The following is a 16227-nucleotide window of genomic DNA, read 5'->3' on the forward strand; positions in this document are numbered from 1 at the left end:
GTCGCCCGCGCGCATCGCCTTGCAAAGCCCGTCGGACAGATGGATCGTACAGGCACGCCGGGGGGTTCGGCGCATACGACCGGTGCTTCGGGCCGGATCTGATCTGACAGGTGCGCTTCGGGCATGAACGCGACGAGCGAAACGGCAGCGGCGAATCGCGAACGCCTCGTCATCGTCGAGGACGATCCCGTGACGCGCGCCATGATCTCGGGCTATTTCGCCGACCAGGGCTTCAGGGTCGAGGAGGCCGAGAGCGTCGCCGAGGCACGCAGGGTGGTGCGTCGGGTCAAGCCCGAACTGATCTTCCTCGATGTCGTCCTGCCTGATGGCGACGGGTTCGACCTGGCCAAGGAGCTCCAGGGCTTTTCCGACGCGGGCATCATCTTCGTTACGCGCCGCGACACCGACATCGACCGGATCGTCGGGCTCGAGCTCGCAGGCGATCACTACGTCACCAAGCCGGTCAATCTGCGCGATCTGCTGGCGCGGACGCGCTCGCTGCTGCGCCGTCGCAAGATCGAGCGCGATACGGCGCGGCGCAGCACCACGATCACCTTCGGTCCCTTCATGATCGACCTGCTGCGGCGCGAGCTGGCGACGGTCAACGGCGATCCGATCCGCCTGACACGAGGCGAGTTCGACCTGCTCGCAGCGCTCGTCGACAGCAATGGCCGGCCGCTCAGCCGTGACTACCTGATCGAGGTCGTCAGCAACCGCCATGGCGAGGTCGACGCCCGCACCGTCGACGCGCTCGTGGCGCGGCTGCGGCGCAAGCTGACGGGGGCCGGCGATCCGGGGGTGATCGCAACAGTCAGCGGCATCGGCTACAAGCTCGGCATCTTCGCCGACCGTAACGCCTGATCCTCCGAGAGGCCCTTCACAACCGTCGCGCTTCGCGATGCAAGCGCCGCCAGCGCCTCGCTGCGCGCCCGCTCCAGATCGGCCACGGCCTGCACCATGACCTGCATGGATGCAACACGAGCCTCGGCCTCGATCGTCGATGCGATGGTCACAGCCTGGCCTAGGCCCAGCGCGCTGGCCGAACTTGCGAACTGATGCGCCGCCCGCTCCAGCGCCTTGCGGTCGCCCTGCTCGGTCGCCCGGCCAAGCTGCTCCAGCAGATCCTCCGAGACTGTCTGGAACAGTGCAACGAGGCGCACCATCCGCTCGGCTCCCACCAGCAGCGCCTGCTCGTCGAGGAAGGCGTCGTCGACGGGGTGGTCCGAAGACAGGTTCGCATTCGCCAGACGGCCCGGCCTACGCGCGTTGCGCGTCAGCACCTGCCGCAAGGCCGCGGACGTCGCGGGCTTGGGCACGATTGTGGTCAGGCCCGCCGCGAGAAGCCGGCGCATCGTCTCCGGCGACACATCGGCGGTCAGCGCCACGATCGTCGGGCAGGCGATCTCCGGGATGGCACGGATCGCGGCAGCCGTCTCGATGCCGTCCATACCGGTCATGTGCATGTCGAGCAGCACGAGGTCGACGCGCTTCGATGCCAGCAGCGCCAGCGCAGCCTCGCCGGAGCTGGCTGTCAGCACGCGGTGCCCGGCCTTGGTGATCATGATCCGCGCCACCTCCCGCGTAACCGGCTCGTCATCGACGACGAGTACGACAAGCGGCGCCTCGGTCGTCTCCGCATGCGACAAATGCACAGCGCTCGTTGCGGCAGCAGCCGGCAACCTGACCCAGAAGGTGCTGCCGGCCCCGACTTCGCTGAGGACCGAGATCGAGCCACCCATCAGATTCGCAAGCTTGGTGCAGATCGCCAGGCCCAGACCGACCCCACCGGAGCGTCGCCCGGTTTCGGGATCGACCTGCACGAAATCCTGGAAGATGCGGCGCTGCATGGCGGGATCGATGCCGATGCCGGTATCGTGCACCGCGATCACCAGCATCGGCCCCGATACGTCGTCGGCCGGCTCCAGGGCGGCGCCAACCTCGATCTCGCCGGCATCGGTGAAGCTGATCGCATTGCGCAGAAGGTTCTGCACGATCCGGTTGATCTTGCCAGGATCGCCGTTGAGCCTCGCCCTGTCGACGGGCTCGATACTGAGGCGCAGCGCGAGACCCTTGCGCTCGGCTGCCGGCCGCATCAGCGCGATGGCCGCCGCGAGCAGGGGGCCCGGCTCGTAATCACGCTTCTCCAGGCTCTCAGTGCCCGCCTCCAGCCTGGAAAGGTCGAGCGTCGCATTGGCAAGGTCGATCAGCGTCTCGCCGGAGGTCGCCGCCATTTCGACCAGCCGCCGGTCGCGCTGGCTCATGCGCTTGCGGTCGAGGATTTCGAGCACGCCGAGCACACCTGACAAGGGCGTGCGGATGTCGTGCCCAACCACCGCGAGGAAGCGGGATTTGGCTTTCGTCGCCTCCTCGGCCAATTCGCGCGCCTGTTCGGCGGCGCGCTGCCCGGCCGATGCCTGGTCGAGCGCCTTGGCGAGGGCGGCCGTGCGCTGGGACACCTTGTCCTCCAGGATGCTCCGGCTTTCCTGCAAGCGCTCAGCCATCAGGTTGAACTGGTCCCCGAGTTCCTGGAGCTCGTCGCCGGTGCGAATGTCGATGCGCTCGTCGAGCTGGCCCTCGCCAATCCGTGCGGCGCCTTCGGTCAGCGCCCGGACCGGCGCAACCAGGCGCCCGCTGAGCAGGATGCTGGTCACCACGGTGACGAGCAGCGCCCCGGCGAGGATGATCAGCGAGCGCTGGATCGAAGCATAGATCGGCGCATAAGCCTCGCTTTGCGGCAGATCGACGATGACGCTCCAATCGAGATTCGGCACGGGCGCGACGACCGACAGGACAGCCCGCCCCTCGATATCGCGTGTCGACAGGCTGCTGCCGGGCAGCATCGCCCCTTGGATGTCCGGCCGCGGATAGGCTCGCAGGAGCGGCAGCAGATTCGTGCCTCTCAGGACGAAGCGGAGATCGGGATGCGCGATCAGCCGGCCGGTGCGGTCGACGACATAGGCCCGGCCTTCCACGCCGACCTTCATCTGCGAGACGAGCTCTTTGATGAAGGTCAGATTGACCGTCGCCAGGACCACGCCGCCTTTCGTTTCGGTCACCCGCTTTCCCAACAGCAGATAAGGCTCGGAGCCGCGCCGGAATTCGACATCGCTGCGGAAGTTGCCCTGAGCCAAGATCGCCTGAACGATCGGATCACTGGACAGGTCCGTCTCCGCGCCGATGCGGTCGCGGCCGGTGCGCGACAAGGCCAGCAATTCGCGCCCCTCGGCGTCGGTTCGCCTGAGATCGAGGATCGCCGGGGCCTGCCGCAGCAGGCGCAGCCCATCGAGATGAAGTTCTTCGAGGGCAAGGGCGCCCGAGCTGTTCAGCGAAACCCAATCGAGCTGCCGCGCGATATCACCGACAAATCCGCTGATGCGCTGCGCCGCCGCCTGCGCTTGCTCCTGCTGGACACGCGCCACCAGCGCCCGCTGGTCGGAGAAAGCGAAGATCGTGCCGACGATGCCATTGATGCCCAGGGCGAGGCTGATCGCGAAGCCGACGAACACCGCATATTTGCGGGCGAGCGCGCCGCGCGGCCCGCGCCTGGCCGCGTCGATGATCCTTCTCATGACACGATCCGCGAGGCGCGCACGCGCAGCGAAAGCGGGATCGTCAATCCCAGCGCCGTCGCCGCCTTCTCATTGATCACCAGCTCGAAGCTGCGCGAAAACTGGACGGGAAGCTCGGCGACGTTCGCGCCACGAAAGATCAGGTCGATATAGCTCGCCATGACCAGATCGGATTCGTCGCGACCGCCGGTATAGGACATCAGCCCGCCTGCCTCGACGAAGGTCTCGTAAGGGTACATCGTCGGCATCCGGTACTTCGCCACCAGCGGCGCGATCGCCCGGGCATTCCGGAAGGTGAAGCTGTCCGGCGGAAAAAACAGTCCCGTGCCCGGTTGCGCGGCGAGTTCGGCAAGGGCTGGCTCGATCTCGCTCATGGTCGCGACCGGGGCGCTGACCAGTGACATCCCGACCTCTTTTGCGCTCCAGCGCAGATGCTCGACATAGGTCACGCCTCCGGCAGCCGCGGACACCGGATTGTAGATGACGCCGATCCGCACGGTCGCGGGCGCAATCTCGCGCAGCAGATCGACCCATTTCGCCGCCATCGACGGCTCATTGTTGCTGAAGCCGGTCGCATTGCCTTCCGGGCGCTCGAGCGAACGCACGAAACCGCTCCCGAGCGGATCGGACGCCGTCGAGAACAACACCGGTATCGTGCGCGTCGCGGCCAGGACGGCAGCCGTCTCGGTGCTGGAGCCGGCGACGATGACGTCGGGCGTTTCGCCGACCAGGTCCCTCGCCGTCGTCGCCAGGGTCTGCGGATCGGAGTTGGACGAGCGGACGAGGTAGCGAATATTCTGCCCTTCGACCCAGCCGCGCTGCACCATCAGGCGCTTCAGGAGACCCAGCCGCGCCAGCACGATCGGATGATCGAGCGGCAAGCCGATCATGAAGGCGGCAAGCCGCATGCGTTCGGCCGCCTCGGTGAACGACGACGCGAAGCCCGCGGTGAGGGAGGCCAACCCACAGAGAAAGGACCGACGCTGCATCCGTGCCGCCAGGATCGTCATGCGCCGTGCTCACCACGGCGATCGATACGAACGGTGCCATGTCCCGCCGCGCAGGTCGAGCGTCAGAACGTTAGGGAAATAGGCGGCCTATTTGCGCCAGCGCGGCATGTCGCGTGGCCAATAACGCGCATCAACCCGCGCCTCGGGGATGGGCCACTCATAGACCGGCGCGAAGATCCAGCATTGCAGCCGATTCCATTCGGCGGCATTCCGCGCCCCCTTGCAGGCTCCGATATGCGAGCGCTGCCAAAAGGCGGTCGCCGGCATGGGCCATGCGAACAGCGCAAGCGCGAGGACGAAGATCGATCGGCTCAAGCAGCGACGCCTCATTGGCAGCCCCGTCGACCGGGTCCGCTCCGACACCAAGCTCATGAGGAACGCATGGATGTCCTACCAAACGCTAAACAGCCACCTCGCCTGGAGCAGGATCAATGCTCCGGCGCGCGGCCGCTGCGCCGGCTGTCAGGCGAAGCGGGTCTTCAGCGCCTCGAACAATGTGACCTGCTCGGCGATCAGCACTCGGCTCGTATCGCGCCGAACGAAGACCTTGAACATCGCCTCGCCCCCGCCATTGAAGAACTGCACCGAACAGGACCGACGCCCGTGGAAAAGCCGGTCGACCAGATAGATCGCGCGGCAATTCTCGGCCTTGATATGGCCACCGATCGGGCTGTCGCCATGGATGTTGTAATAGCCATGGCCGAAGGAGCCGACTGGCAGCGTGCCTTCGCATTCCAGCACGATATCGGGCGTGTGGACGATGAAGAGCACGCTCCCCCAGTTCGAGAGGTCCTGCCAGAGCGCCTCGAAGCGCTCAGGCGCGATCGCCGTCCGCTGCCCCAGTGGCGTCTCCTCCAGCACGGCAAGCGTCGGTACGCCGACCTCGCGGGCGATCGCCTCGATGACGCCGTCGGGCTTGGCCGCCAGCATCTGCCTGACACGCGCCATCGGGTCGGTCGCCAGCGGTTCCTGGCCAGCCAGCGGGATCACCTGCGAGATCGACATACCGCCTCCCCTCACTCGGCCGCCTGGCGAGGCCGATGCGGATTGCTTTCGCTCAGCACCGTCTCGAAGCCCTCGAACTCGGGATGACCGAGATACATCGGCGTCTCCCGCGGCTGGCCGGCATTGCGATGGGATTCGCGGAATTGCTCGGACTTGGTCCAGGCCGTGAAATCCTCCTTCGAGGCCCAGCTGGTATGCGAGGAATAGAGGGTGTGATCCGCCTTCTCCGGGCCCTTCAGCAGATGGAAGCCGAGGAAGCCCGCCATCTCGTCGAGGCGCGTCTTGCGCGACGACCAGACCGCCTCGAAGGCAGCCTCCTCTCCCTTGGCGACCTTGAAGCGGTTCATGGCGATGAACATGGGATTTGTCCTGACTTGGCTGGCGGATGAGCTGGCTTGAGTGGTTCTGTTTGAGCATTTTCAAGCGAACCGGTGTCCACTTCGCTCGAAAACGCTCTCGCTGGCTGACGCCGGATGCGCCTCGCCGACAAGCGTTCAGCGGCTACCGTGCCCGGCAAGCCGCTCTTGACCCTCTGTAGTAAAACCGAATATCTCCGTCAACAACGCCGAAACATAATCCAATTTAGACGAATTAAAAAGAACGAATACTTGCCTCGAATGCCGGGGCGAGACAATCAACACCTGACGGAGATGATCTCATGGCCGGCCGCAACGCCCTGCTCGCCCCGGCGGCTCGCCGCCTCAATCGGCGCGAACTCGGCGCAGCCCTCGCCTTGACGCTGATCGCCGCCATCGATCTGACGAGCCCCGCCTCCTTCGTCACCCGCAGCTTCGCGCAGACGCCCGAGCGCATCGTCGCCGCCGGCGGCGTAATCACCGAGGTGCTCTATGCCCTGGGTCTCCAGGACAGGCTTGTGGGCGTCGACTCGACCAGCCAGTTCCCGGCCGAGGCGCTGAAGGACAAACCCGATATCGGCTATGTCCGGGCCCTCTCGGCTGAAGGCGTGCTCTCGCTCAAGCCTTCGCTCGTCATGGCGATCACCAGCGCCGGCCCGCCGGATGCGATCTCGCTGCTGAACGAAGCAGGCGTGCGCCTGGCACGAATTCCCGACGACACCAGCGCCGAGGGCGTCGTCACCAAGATCGAGGCGATCGGCGCGGTCGCCGGCGCGGTCGTGCCCGCGCGCCGGCTCGCGGCGCAGACCAAGGCGCGCTTCGACGAACTGGCGACGCTACGCACGACTTTGCCGGCTAAGCGACGGGTGCTCTTCGTGCTCTCACTGCAGAATGGCCGCATAATGGTCGGCGGGCGCAACAGTTCGGCGGACGCGATCATCGATCTCGCCGGCGGCATCAATGCGGCGGCTGCGGTCGAGGGCTACAAGCCGATGACCGACGAGGCGATCATCGCAGCTGCGCCCGAGGCCATCCTGATGATGCGCAACAGCGGCAACCACGACACGGCGACCGAGGCGCTGTTCGCCTTGCCCGCCTTCTCCCAGACGCCGGCGGCGGCGCACCGCGCCCATATCGTCATGGACGGCCTCTATCTGCTCGGCTTTGGCCCGCGCACGCCGGCGGCCGCCCGCGACCTCATGGCCGCGCTCTATCCCAACGCCGTGATCCCGCCGCTGAACACGGCGGCTGCACCATGACGCTTGCCGCCCGTCCCGGCGAGCTCGCCGCCCTGTCGTCGCTTGCAGCTTTCGCGGCCGGCCGCAGGCGACAGGCGGCCCTCGCGGTCGTCGGCGTGACCTTGCTCTGCCTCGTGCTCGCGATCGTCGCGACCGGTCAGGGCGCGGTCCAGATCGCGCCGGCCCGCGTTGCCGAGATTCTGATGGCCAAGCTCTCCGGCCAGGACGAGTTGCTTGCCGGGCGCGACGCGCTGGTCATGCTCAACATCCGCCTGCCCCGCGTGCTGCTCGCGATGCTGATCGGCGCGGCGCTCGCCATCTCAGGCGCGCTGATGCAGGGCCTGTTCCGTAATCCGCTCGCCGACCCCGGCCTCGTCGGCGTCTCGGCCGGAGCGGGGCTCGCCGCCGCGGCGACCATCGTCCTGGGCGACCGCCTCCTCGCCGGCACCGGCTTCAAATTGCCCCTCGCCGCCCTGCCCGTCGGCGCCTTCTGCGGCGGCCTGGTCTCGACATTGGCGCTCTACCTGATCGCGACGCGCCAGGGCCGCACCTCGACCGCGACCATGCTGCTCGCCGGCGTCGCGCTTGGCGCGCTTGCGGGCTCGCTCACGGGCCTGCTCGCCTTTATCTCGGACGACCGGCAATTGCGCGACCTGACCTTCTGGTCGCTCGGCAGTCTCGGCGGGGCGAGCTGGGCCAAGCTCGTCATCGTCGCGCCGATCGTGCTGCCTCTGCTCTTCGCAGTGCCCCTGCTCGCGCGCGGGCTCAACGCCCTGATGCTGGGCGAGGCGGAGGCCTACCATCTCGGCCTGCCGGTGCAACGCATCAAGGGGCTCGCCATCCTGCTCGTCGCACTCGCCGTTGGTGCAAGCGTCGCCACAGCCGGCGTCATCGGCTTCGTCGGCATCGTCGTGCCGCATCTGATCCGGCTCGCCATCGGGCCTGATCATCGTCTGCTGCTGCCGCTCTCGGCGCTTGGCGGCGCAACCCTGCTGGTCGGGGCAGACATCGCCGCGCGCCTGATCGTAGCCCCGGCGGAATTGCCCATCGGCATCGTCACCGCAGCGGTCGGTGCGCCGTTCTTCCTCTGGCTTCTCCTGCGCCGGGCAAACCATGTCGACCTCTGACGAGCACGGCCCCGCGCTCATCGCCTGCGAGGGCGTGAGCTTCGCGATCGGCCGGCGCAAGCTCGTCGATCAGGCCTCGCTTGAGCTGCGCCCAGGCCGCACGACCATTCTGGTCGGCCCCAACGGCGCGGGAAAATCGACGCTGTTGAAGCTCCTGACCGGCGAACTGCATCCGAGCGCAGGCAGAATATCCTTCGATGGCGAGGCGCTCGCTGCGGTGCCGGGCTGGCGGCTTGCCTCGCGGCGCGCCGTGATGGCGCAGCAGACCAGGCTCGCCTTTCCCTTCACCGTCTACGAGGTCGCACGGCTGGGCGTCGACGGCGTCGGCCGCCGCCTGTCGCGTGGCCAGCGCGAAGCTCTGATCGGTCAGGCCCTGAGCGCAGCCGGCGTGCTCGACCTCGCCGCGCGCAGCTACCAGACCCTCTCGGGCGGCGAACAGCAGCGGGTGCAGTTCGCCCGCGCGCTCTGCCAGCTCGAGGCCGGGCGCGGAGCCGGGCCATCCCAAGCACTCTTCCTCGACGAGCCGATCGCCAGCCTCGACCTCTGCCATCAGCTCGCGCTTCTGGACATGGCCCGCAGCCTGGCCAGCCGTGGCGTCGCCATGCTGATCGTGCTGCACGACCTCAACCTTGCCGTGACCTATGCCGACGAGCTCGTCATCATGGATCAGGGCCGCATCGTCGCCCGCGGCGCCCCCGCCGCGACGCTGGACGACGCGCTGCTGCGCCAGGTCTTCAAGGTCGACCTCTCGCTCAGCCGCGCGCCGGCGCCGGGCCTGCCCTTCCTGTTGCCGCAACAGCACCGGGCGCAAAGCGCCGCGTGATGGCGAGAGCACAGCCGCATGAGGCGCGCTTTGGTCGAAAATTGGCGACAGCCCTCGGTCACGCTCGCGCGGCAGGCTCGTACCGGCCCTGGCTTTGCCCTCACCCGGCTTTTGGAACATAAGGAGCACTACCGCCCGGGCAGCGATGGCAGATGCGCATTTTACTGGTCGAGGATAATCGCGAGCTTTCGGACTGGCTCGGCCGTTTGCTGCGCAAGAGCCGCTATGTCGTCGATTGCGTCCATGACGGTGCGGACGCCGATGCGGCGCTGTCGACGCAGCACTACGACGTGATCATCCTCGATATGGGCCTGCCGCAAATGACCGGGCTCGAAGTGCTGCAGCGTTTCAGGAGCCGCCGCGGCCTGACGCCCGTCATCATCCTGACCGCCAACGACGCCGTCACCAGCCGCATCGCCGGGCTCGACGCCGGTGCCGACGACTACCTCGTCAAGCCGTTCGACCCCGACGAGCTGGAGGCGCGCATTCGCGCGCAATTGCGTCGCCGGCAAAACGACAAGAGCCTGCGCGTCGTCTTCGGTGCGCTCGAACTGGAGACCAATACGCGCCAGTTCCTGCTGGCCGGCGAAGTCCTGTCCTTGACGCAGCGCGAGCATGCGGTGCTGGAAACGCTCATCCTGGCCTCCGGCCGCGTCGTGTCGAAAGCGACCCTGAGCGAAACCGTGTTTGGCCTCGACGACGATGCCAGCTCGAACGCGATCGAGATCTATGTCCACCGCGTCCGCAAGAAACTCGAGGGCCAAGGCGTCGCGATCGGCACCTTGCGCGGCCTCGGCTATGCGCTGAGGAAGCAGGATGCCTAGAGCCGGATGATTTCAGATGGGATCACTTGGTGATCCCATCTGAAATCATCCGGCTCTCACCAAAGAATGAGAGCAGGATCGATGCGAAAAACCGGCTCCCACTTCTTCGCATCCTGCTCTAGGACTCTGCGCGGCGAATTGCTCGCCTGGCTGCTGATTCCGCTGGCCGGCGTGGTCGCATTCAATGTCTGGACAACCCATCGCAGCGCGGTCGCGACCGCCAATCTGATCACCGACCGTACCTTGCTGGCCTCGGCCCGCGTCATCGCAGAGCAGGTGAAGGACAATGAGGGCAGCGTCGAGGCGCTGATCCCGCCCTCCGCGCTGGAGATGTTCGCCTCGCCCGACCGGGACCATGTGATCTACCGTGTCATGGCGCCCTCGGGAGAATTGATCGCCGGCTTCCCCGACGTCGCGATACCGCCGCGACCACCCACCGACCTCCAGCCGGTCTATTTCGAGGCGCGGTTTCGCGTCGAGGACATCCGGGCGGTCGCGATGTCCCAACCTGTCGTCTCGAAGTCGGCGGGCGGAAACGCGCTCGTCGTGGTCGCCACGAGCTTGCGCGGCCGCGACCGGCTCGTCACCGAACTCTGGCTGAGATCGCTGCGCGATCAGACGCTTCTCGTCGGGATCGCGGCGCTACTGGCGCTGTTTGGTCTTCACAGGGGCCTGGCGCCGCTGCTGCGCCTGCGCAGCGAGCTCGTCGCCCGCGATCCCGGCTCGCTTCGACCCCTGGCCGCCGAGAACCTCCAGACCGAGTTGAAGCCGCTGATCGACGCGCTGAACCACGCTTTCGCGCGCATCCAGACCTATATCACGCTGCAACGGCGCTTCGTCGCCGACGCCTCGCATCAGTTGCGTACTCCGCTCGCCGTGCTGAAGACGCAAGCCACCGTCGGGCTGCGCGAGAACGAGGCAACGGCCAAGACCGAGGCCTTGTTCGCGATCGATGGCGGGCTCGACGCCATGACGCGCGTCGTCAACCAGCTCCTGGTGCTGGCACGGGCGGAGCCCGGCGGTGCGGCGATGCGCAAGGAGGCGGTCGACTTCGCCGGGATCACCCGGGCCGCGCTCGAAAGCCGCGCCATGCTCGCCTTCGACCGGAGCATAGACCTCTCCTTCGAGGGCGACGTGACCGGCCTGGAACTGCAGGGCCATGTTACGCTGCTGCGGGAGATGGTGGCCAATCTGGTCGAAAACGCATTGCGCTACACGCCCGAGGGCGGAGCCGTCAGCGTGCGCCTGACGCGGGAGCCGGGCGAGATCCATCTCAGCATCGAGGATAATGGCCCAGGCATCCCGGAAGCCGAGCGCGAGCGCGTGTTCGAGCGCTTCTACCGGCTGTCCTCGGGCACGGACGGAACCGGGCTGGGGCTTGCGATCGTGCGCGAGATCGTGGCCGCCCATGACGGCCGCATCATCTTGTCGGAACGCACGCCGCCGCCCGGCCTGCACGCCGAAATCATATTGCCGACGAGCTGAGGAAGAGCCCGCCGGCAATACACATCTTACTGGTTGTCCTGTTTTACTGGTTGTCTTGCAGCGGCGCCGGACGCCAGGCCGCGAGGCTGTTCTCGACCCAGGTCATCAGATATTCGGCAGCAAGCGCCACGACCATGATGATGACGATCGCCGCATACATGCCGGCCGCGTCGAAGGAGCCCTTGGCGATGTTGATCAGGAGGCCGACGCCGTAGCGCGCCCCGACGAACTCGCCGACGATGGCACCGACGATGGCGAAGCCGAAGCTGACATGGAGCGAGGCGAAGATCCAGCTCATCGCCGAGGGGATCACCACCGAGCGCGTCAATTGCCAGCCCTTGGCGCCCAGGATCTGGGCATTGGCCATCAGGTTCCGGTCGGCCTCGCGCACGCCCTGGAAGGCGTTGGCGAAGACGACGAAGAACACCATCACGAAGGAGAGCGCGACCTTGGAAGCGAGGCCGAGCCCGAAGATCATGATGAAGATCGGCGCCAGCACCACGCGCGGGATCGAATTGATCACCTTGATGTAGATCGAGAAGATGTCGGCGAGCATGCGATTGCGGCCAAGCGCGATGCCGACCACGATGCCGGCGATCGAGCCGGTCGCAAAGCCGATCAGCGATTCCTCCATCGTCACCCAGAGATGGAACCAGAGCGGGCCTTCCGAGGTGCCCTCCGTGATCCATTCGACCAGGCGCTCATAGATCGCGCTGGGGCTCGAGAAGAAGAACTCGTCGATGATCGCGGTGCGGGAGGCGATCTCCCAGCCGCCGAGGATGGCGGCAAGAATGGCCCAGCGCCAGAACAGCACCATGTGCTTGCGGTGGCGGGAGGCCTTGGCGGCCGCGGCTTCGATCTCGGCATCCGAGGTGCCGGCGCGGAAGATGGCGCCTGAGGCGATGGCTGTGTCGGTCATGTCCTTATCTCCTCAGGCTGCGCGGGCTTCGTCGCGCGCGGCGCCACGCGTGACCTCGTCGCGGAGGTCGTCCCAGATCGTCTTGGACAGGGCGATGAAATCCTCCTGATAGCGGATCTCGCTGACGACGCGCGGGCGCGGCAGGTGAACGGGATAGACCGATTTCACCGTGGCCGGCCCCGAGGTCAGCACATAGACCTTGTCGGCGAGCGCGATCGCCTCCTCGAGATCATGCGTGACGAAGACGACCGAGGCCTTGGCTTCCGACCAGAGGTCGAGCAGCACATCATGCATCACCACGCGCGTCTGCACATCGAGCGCGGAGAAAGGCTCGTCCATCAGCAGGATCTGCGGCTCGTTGATGAAGGTCTGCGCCAGCGAGACACGCTTGCGCATGCCACCGGAGAGCTGGTGCGGATATTTGCTCTCATGGCCGGTCAGATGGACGCGCGCCAGCCATTCGCGCGCCTTGGCATAGGCCTCCTCGCGCGGCTTGCCGCGGAACAGCGGGCCGGCGACGACATTGTCGATGACGCTGCGCCAGGGAAAGAGTGCATCGGTCTGGAAGGCAAAGCCAATGCGCGGGTCGATACCGTTGACCGGCCCGCCGAACAGGCGGACCTCGCCGCTCGACGGGCTGGCCAGGCCCGTGACGAGGTTCAGCGTCGTCGACTTGCCGCAGCCGGTGGGGCCGACAACGGCGACGAACTCGCCGCGCGCCACACTCATGTTGAAATCGCGGATCGCCGTCATCGACTTGCCGTCGGGGGTGATGAAGCGCCGGCTGACATTGATCAGCTCGATCGCCGGGCTCTCATTCGGGTCCGTCGCGGACATGCGTCCTCCTTCGCCGGCTTCGCGGCGTTCTTTGGTTTCGAGACAGGAGAGTTAGGGGCGGCGCGCCGCCCCTGGAGCATTGCGCGAAAAAGTGGGTACCGGTTTTTCGCAGGAGCAACGCTCTCAACTTTTAGAACCGATCACGTTGCATTTGGACGGAACCGTCCGAATGCAACGTGATCTAGCATGCGAATAGCCGCTATTTGGCGTTCTTCACGAACTCTGTCGTGTAGGTCTTGGACAGGTCGATCTGCTTGCCCTTGATGTTCTTCGAGAAGCCAGAGAGCACGGCGAGGACCGTCTCGGGCCCGCCGGCGGGCATCACGCCGTCGGAGGTGAACATCGCCTTCCCATCGGCGAGCGCCTTGACGTAAGCGTCCTTGTTGCCGGCGTAATAGTCCTTCGGCATTTTGTCGGCGATGTCGGCGGCGCTATGCGTGTCGATATATTTCAGCGTCTTGACGAAGGCATTGGCAAGCTTCTGGACGAGGGGCTTGTTCTTTTCGATCCAGGCCGTCTGCATGTAGAGCGAGGCCGCCGGATAGGTGCCGCCAAGCGCTTCGGTGGTCTTCTCGACTGTGCGCATATCGACCAGCACGCGAGCCTCCCCCGTCGCCAGCAGGCGCGAGATCGTCGGCTCCGTCGTCATGCCCGCCTGGATCTTGTCTTGCTGCATGGCGGCGATGAAGGTCGTGCCTGCCCCGACGGGCAACGAGGTGAAATCACCGAGCTTCACGCCCGACTTCATCATCAGATACTGCGTCAGGAAGTTGGTGGAGGAGCCGAGCCCGGTGACGCCGAGATTCTTGCCTTTGAGATCGGCCATCGACTTCACGTCCGGGTATTTGCTCGAAACCAGCTCGACCTCGCCCGGTGCCCGGCTGAACTGGACAACCGACATCACGAACTTGCCCTTGGCCTGCAGGTCGACGCAATGATCGTAGAAGCCGACGACGCCCTGGACGGCGCCGGCGAGCATCTCGTTTTCCGCATCGACGCCGGCTGCCTCGTTCAGCAATTCGACCTCGAGCCCTTCATCCTTGAAGTAGCCCAGGCTCTCGGCGAGCTTGGCGGGCAGATAGATCTGCTTCTCATAGCCGCCCACCATGATGGTGACCTTGTCGGCCGCGAGCACGGCGCTGGCTCCGGCGAGCAGGGCTGCGAAAGCGAGAGATGTCGTGAGAATACGGGCGCGCATGGGCCAGGCTCCTTGGTTCGTTTTTCCTCGCGCGCCCCAATTCCTCTTTGTCGTCGAGAGGATTGCCTGAAGCGCGACTGACCGACCGTTAACCCGCCAAGCTTTCACCAGACTTTCAATGTTCGGCGGCTGGTCGGTTTCCCCTAGAGCAGGATGCGAAAAAGTGGGGACCGGTTTTTCGCATTGATCCTGCTCTAACTCTTGGATGAGAGACGGAGCGAAATCAGGCCGCGGGAGCCAGGTTCGACGGCTTTTTCATCATATCCGCCGCCACCTCGGCCGTCCGCAGGGCCGCCTTGCGCTCGTCGATATAATCGCGCGTCAAGGGAACAGCCTCTTGATGGCGCACGATCTGGAGTTGGAAGACGACGACGTCCTGATGTTCGAAGGCGGCCTGGCTCATCGCCAGATAGAATTCCCACATCAGGCAGAAGCGTTCGTCATAGAGCGCGAGCGCCTCCTCGCGACGCGCCATGAAGCGCTCGCGCCAGGCCTGCAATGTCTTGGCATAGTGCAATCGCAGCACCTCGACATCGGTGACGATGAGCCCCGCCTTCTCGGCGGCGGGCAGGATTTCCGACAGGGCCGGCAGATAGCCGCCGGGGAAGATGTAGCGGTTCAGCCAGGGATTGGGATGATTGGGCCCGTCCGAGCAGCCGATCGTGTGGAGCAGCATCACGCCGTCCTCGCTCAGCAGGCGCCGGCAGGTCTCGAAGAAGGCCAGGTAGAAGCGCGGGCCGATGTGCTCGAACATGCCCACCGAGACGATGCGCTCGAAGACGCCGGCGACATCGCGATAATCCTGCAATGCGAAGCGCGCCCGTTCGCCGGCCCCGGAACGCTGCGCCCGCTGATTGGCGACCGCGAGCTGCTCATGCGACAGCGTCACGCCCAAAGCCTCGCGGGCACGCGCGGTTTCCGTCAGGTACAGGCACATGCCGCCCCAGCCGCAGCCGATGTCGAGGACGCGATGCTCCGGCTCGACCAGGAGCTTGGCCGCAATGTGCCGCTTCTTCGCCAGCTGGGCGTCGTCGAGGCTCTGCTCCGGGTTCTCGAAATAGGCGCAGGAATATTGCCAATCCGCGTCGAGGAAGAGTGCGTAAAGCCGGTCGTCGAGATCATAGTGATGCGCGACGTTCTCGCGCGAACGATCTCGCGTATTGCGCGTGGTGAGGTGCCGCAGCAGGAAGCGGCCATGATCGAGCGCCCGTTCCAGCAGGCTGGCAGGCTGTCCGCGCGCTCCCGACAGGATCAGGACCAGAAAACCATGGATCGAGCCCTGCTCGACCAGGAGCCGCCGCTCCATGAACAGCTCGCCGAGCTTCATCTCGGGATCAAGCAGGAAGGCCCACAAGGCCATTCTGTCGGCAAAGCGGATCTGCACCGGCGCGCCGGAACCGTCGCCACAGCTGAACCCGCGGCCATCGGGCAGGACGACATGCAGCGTGCCGTGGATGACGAGCCGCGACAGGACCGCCTGGAGAATTCGGAGCATCGGCGATCCCTTGAGCCCGTGGAGCAGCTCTCGCACAGGTGAAACGTGGCGCGTGAGCCCGTCCTGCCGCAGGAAACGTGCCAGACGATCCCAGACAAGCCAGCAAGCCGACCGCCGGCAGGCTCTTGCCGCGCCGGCATCGGAAATTTCCGCCATATCCTGCATTTTGAGGGCCGATATAGCGCTTTCCGGCTTGAAGCCGCGGAAAAGGCTTTGCTGCCGCGCCCGCTGATCCGAAGCCTTCGGGACCTATGAACGGGCGGGAAGAAGCTCCATTTTTTGATGGCGGCTCCAAGACAGGGAGATCAAACCATTCAGAAAATCGGAAAATATGTAATTAA

The 16227-nt window shown here is 65.8% G+C and carries 14 protein-coding genes; 6 read left to right on the forward strand and 8 right to left on the reverse strand.

The features are described 5' to 3' along the window. The first annotated feature begins 123 nt into the window (after positions 1–123). A complete protein-coding gene (locus BMZ97_RS16210; RefSeq protein WP_092171586.1) occupies positions 124–861 on the forward strand; it encodes a response regulator in 738 nt (245 codons plus the stop codon). Here BMZ97_RS16210 and BMZ97_RS16215 read toward each other — a convergent pair. The 4 genes from BMZ97_RS16215 to BMZ97_RS16235 all read right to left on the reverse strand — a co-directional run bounded on the left by BMZ97_RS16215 (position 825) and on the right by BMZ97_RS16235 (position 5943). Then, entirely contained in the window at positions 825–3569 is a 2745-nt protein-coding gene (locus BMZ97_RS16215; protein WP_092171588.1) for a hybrid sensor histidine kinase/response regulator, read from the reverse strand. The genes BMZ97_RS16210 and BMZ97_RS16215 overlap by 37 nt on opposite strands. Next, complete coding sequence (locus BMZ97_RS16220) at positions 3566–4579, reverse strand: ABC transporter substrate-binding protein (RefSeq protein WP_092171591.1); 1014 nt, start codon at positions 4577–4579, stop codon at positions 3566–3568. The genes BMZ97_RS16215 and BMZ97_RS16220 overlap by 4 nt, the downstream gene beginning before the upstream one ends. A 462-nt stretch (positions 4580–5041) precedes the next feature. Then, positions 5042–5527: a heme utilization cystosolic carrier protein HutX gene (gene hutX, locus BMZ97_RS16230; RefSeq protein ID WP_092172430.1), complete on the reverse strand. Its 486-nt coding sequence runs from the start codon at positions 5525–5527 to the stop codon at positions 5042–5044. 68 nt (positions 5528–5595) lie between these two features. Then, positions 5596–5943 carry a heme-degrading protein HmuQ gene (locus BMZ97_RS16235; RefSeq protein ID WP_092171596.1) on the reverse strand — a complete coding sequence of 116 codons (348 nt, stop codon included), beginning with the start codon at positions 5941–5943 and terminating at the stop codon, positions 5596–5598. Positions 5944–6242: 299 nt separating this feature from the next. Here BMZ97_RS16235 and BMZ97_RS16240 point away from each other — a divergent pair, with 299 nt between their 5' ends. From BMZ97_RS16240 to BMZ97_RS16260, 5 genes are all read left to right on the forward strand, one after another. Continuing rightward, positions 6243–7199, forward strand: coding sequence for a heme/hemin ABC transporter substrate-binding protein (locus tag BMZ97_RS16240; protein WP_092171599.1), 957 nt, complete (start codon positions 6243–6245; stop codon positions 7197–7199). Continuing rightward, on the forward strand, positions 7196–8305 hold the full coding sequence (locus BMZ97_RS16245) for a FecCD family ABC transporter permease (RefSeq protein WP_092171601.1): 1110 nt from the start codon (positions 7196–7198) through the stop codon (positions 8303–8305). The genes BMZ97_RS16240 and BMZ97_RS16245 overlap by 4 nt, the downstream gene beginning before the upstream one ends. Then, positions 8292–9128, forward strand: coding sequence for a heme ABC transporter ATP-binding protein (locus BMZ97_RS16250; protein WP_092171604.1), 837 nt, complete (start codon positions 8292–8294; stop codon positions 9126–9128). The genes BMZ97_RS16245 and BMZ97_RS16250 overlap by 14 nt, the downstream gene beginning before the upstream one ends. A gap of 152 nt (positions 9129–9280) precedes the next feature. Continuing rightward, positions 9281–9952 carry a response regulator gene (locus tag BMZ97_RS16255; protein WP_092171608.1) on the forward strand — a complete coding sequence of 224 codons (672 nt, stop codon included), beginning with the start codon at positions 9281–9283 and terminating at the stop codon, positions 9950–9952. Between the two features lie 81 nt (positions 9953–10033). Next, positions 10034–11437, forward strand: coding sequence for a sensor histidine kinase (locus BMZ97_RS16260; protein ID WP_175525591.1), 1404 nt, complete (start codon positions 10034–10036; stop codon positions 11435–11437). Between the two features lie 43 nt (positions 11438–11480). Here the strand turns inward: BMZ97_RS16260 and BMZ97_RS16265 are convergent, their stop codons facing one another. From BMZ97_RS16265 to BMZ97_RS16280, 4 genes are all read right to left on the reverse strand, one after another. Then, positions 11481–12356, reverse strand: coding sequence for an ABC transporter permease (locus BMZ97_RS16265; protein ID WP_092171613.1), 876 nt, complete (start codon positions 12354–12356; stop codon positions 11481–11483). Positions 12357–12368: 12 nt separating this feature from the next. Continuing rightward, positions 12369–13193, reverse strand: a complete 825-nt coding sequence (locus tag BMZ97_RS16270) for an ABC transporter ATP-binding protein (protein WP_092171616.1) — start codon at positions 13191–13193, stop codon at positions 12369–12371. Between the two features lie 199 nt (positions 13194–13392). After that, a complete protein-coding gene (locus BMZ97_RS16275; protein WP_092171619.1) occupies positions 13393–14391 on the reverse strand; it encodes an ABC transporter substrate-binding protein in 999 nt (332 codons plus the stop codon). Between the two features lie 223 nt (positions 14392–14614). Beyond that, positions 14615–15886, reverse strand: coding sequence for an SAM-dependent methyltransferase (locus BMZ97_RS16280; RefSeq protein ID WP_092172433.1), 1272 nt, complete (start codon positions 15884–15886; stop codon positions 14615–14617). Positions 15887–16227 lie beyond the last annotated feature (341 nt).

The organism is Allobosea sp. OK403, from assembly GCF_900113835.1.
Classification (GTDB): domain Bacteria; phylum Pseudomonadota; class Alphaproteobacteria; order Rhizobiales; family Beijerinckiaceae; genus Allobosea.

What these genes read in the sequence shown, in the direction of transcription:
- BMZ97_RS16210 (WP_092171586.1), top strand. Translation starts at nt 124, where the DNA reads ATGAACGCGACGAGCGAAACGGCAGCGGCGAATCGCGAACGCCTCGTC.
- BMZ97_RS16215 (WP_092171588.1), bottom strand. Translation starts at nt 3,569, where the DNA reads ATGAGAAGGATCATCGACGCGGCCAGGCGCGGGCCGCGCGGCGCGCTC.
- BMZ97_RS16220 (WP_092171591.1), bottom strand. Translation starts at nt 4,579, where the DNA reads ATGACGATCCTGGCGGCACGGATGCAGCGTCGGTCCTTTCTCTGTGGG.
- hutX (WP_092172430.1), bottom strand. Translation starts at nt 5,527, where the DNA reads ATGGCGCGTGTCAGGCAGATGCTGGCGGCCAAGCCCGACGGCGTCATC.
- BMZ97_RS16235 (WP_092171596.1), bottom strand. Translation starts at nt 5,943, where the DNA reads ATGTTCATCGCCATGAACCGCTTCAAGGTCGCCAAGGGAGAGGAGGCT.
- BMZ97_RS16240 (WP_092171599.1), top strand. Translation starts at nt 6,243, where the DNA reads ATGGCCGGCCGCAACGCCCTGCTCGCCCCGGCGGCTCGCCGCCTCAAT.
- BMZ97_RS16245 (WP_092171601.1), top strand. Translation starts at nt 7,196, where the DNA reads ATGACGCTTGCCGCCCGTCCCGGCGAGCTCGCCGCCCTGTCGTCGCTT.
- BMZ97_RS16250 (WP_092171604.1), top strand. Translation starts at nt 8,292, where the DNA reads ATGTCGACCTCTGACGAGCACGGCCCCGCGCTCATCGCCTGCGAGGGC.
- BMZ97_RS16255 (WP_092171608.1), top strand. Translation starts at nt 9,281, where the DNA reads ATGCGCATTTTACTGGTCGAGGATAATCGCGAGCTTTCGGACTGGCTC.
- BMZ97_RS16260 (WP_175525591.1), top strand. Translation starts at nt 10,034, where the DNA reads ATGCGAAAAACCGGCTCCCACTTCTTCGCATCCTGCTCTAGGACTCTG.
- BMZ97_RS16265 (WP_092171613.1), bottom strand. Translation starts at nt 12,356, where the DNA reads ATGACCGACACAGCCATCGCCTCAGGCGCCATCTTCCGCGCCGGCACC.
- BMZ97_RS16270 (WP_092171616.1), bottom strand. Translation starts at nt 13,193, where the DNA reads ATGTCCGCGACGGACCCGAATGAGAGCCCGGCGATCGAGCTGATCAAT.
- BMZ97_RS16275 (WP_092171619.1), bottom strand. Translation starts at nt 14,391, where the DNA reads ATGCGCGCCCGTATTCTCACGACATCTCTCGCTTTCGCAGCCCTGCTC.
- BMZ97_RS16280 (WP_092172433.1), bottom strand. Translation starts at nt 15,886, where the DNA reads ATGCTCCGAATTCTCCAGGCGGTCCTGTCGCGGCTCGTCATCCACGGC.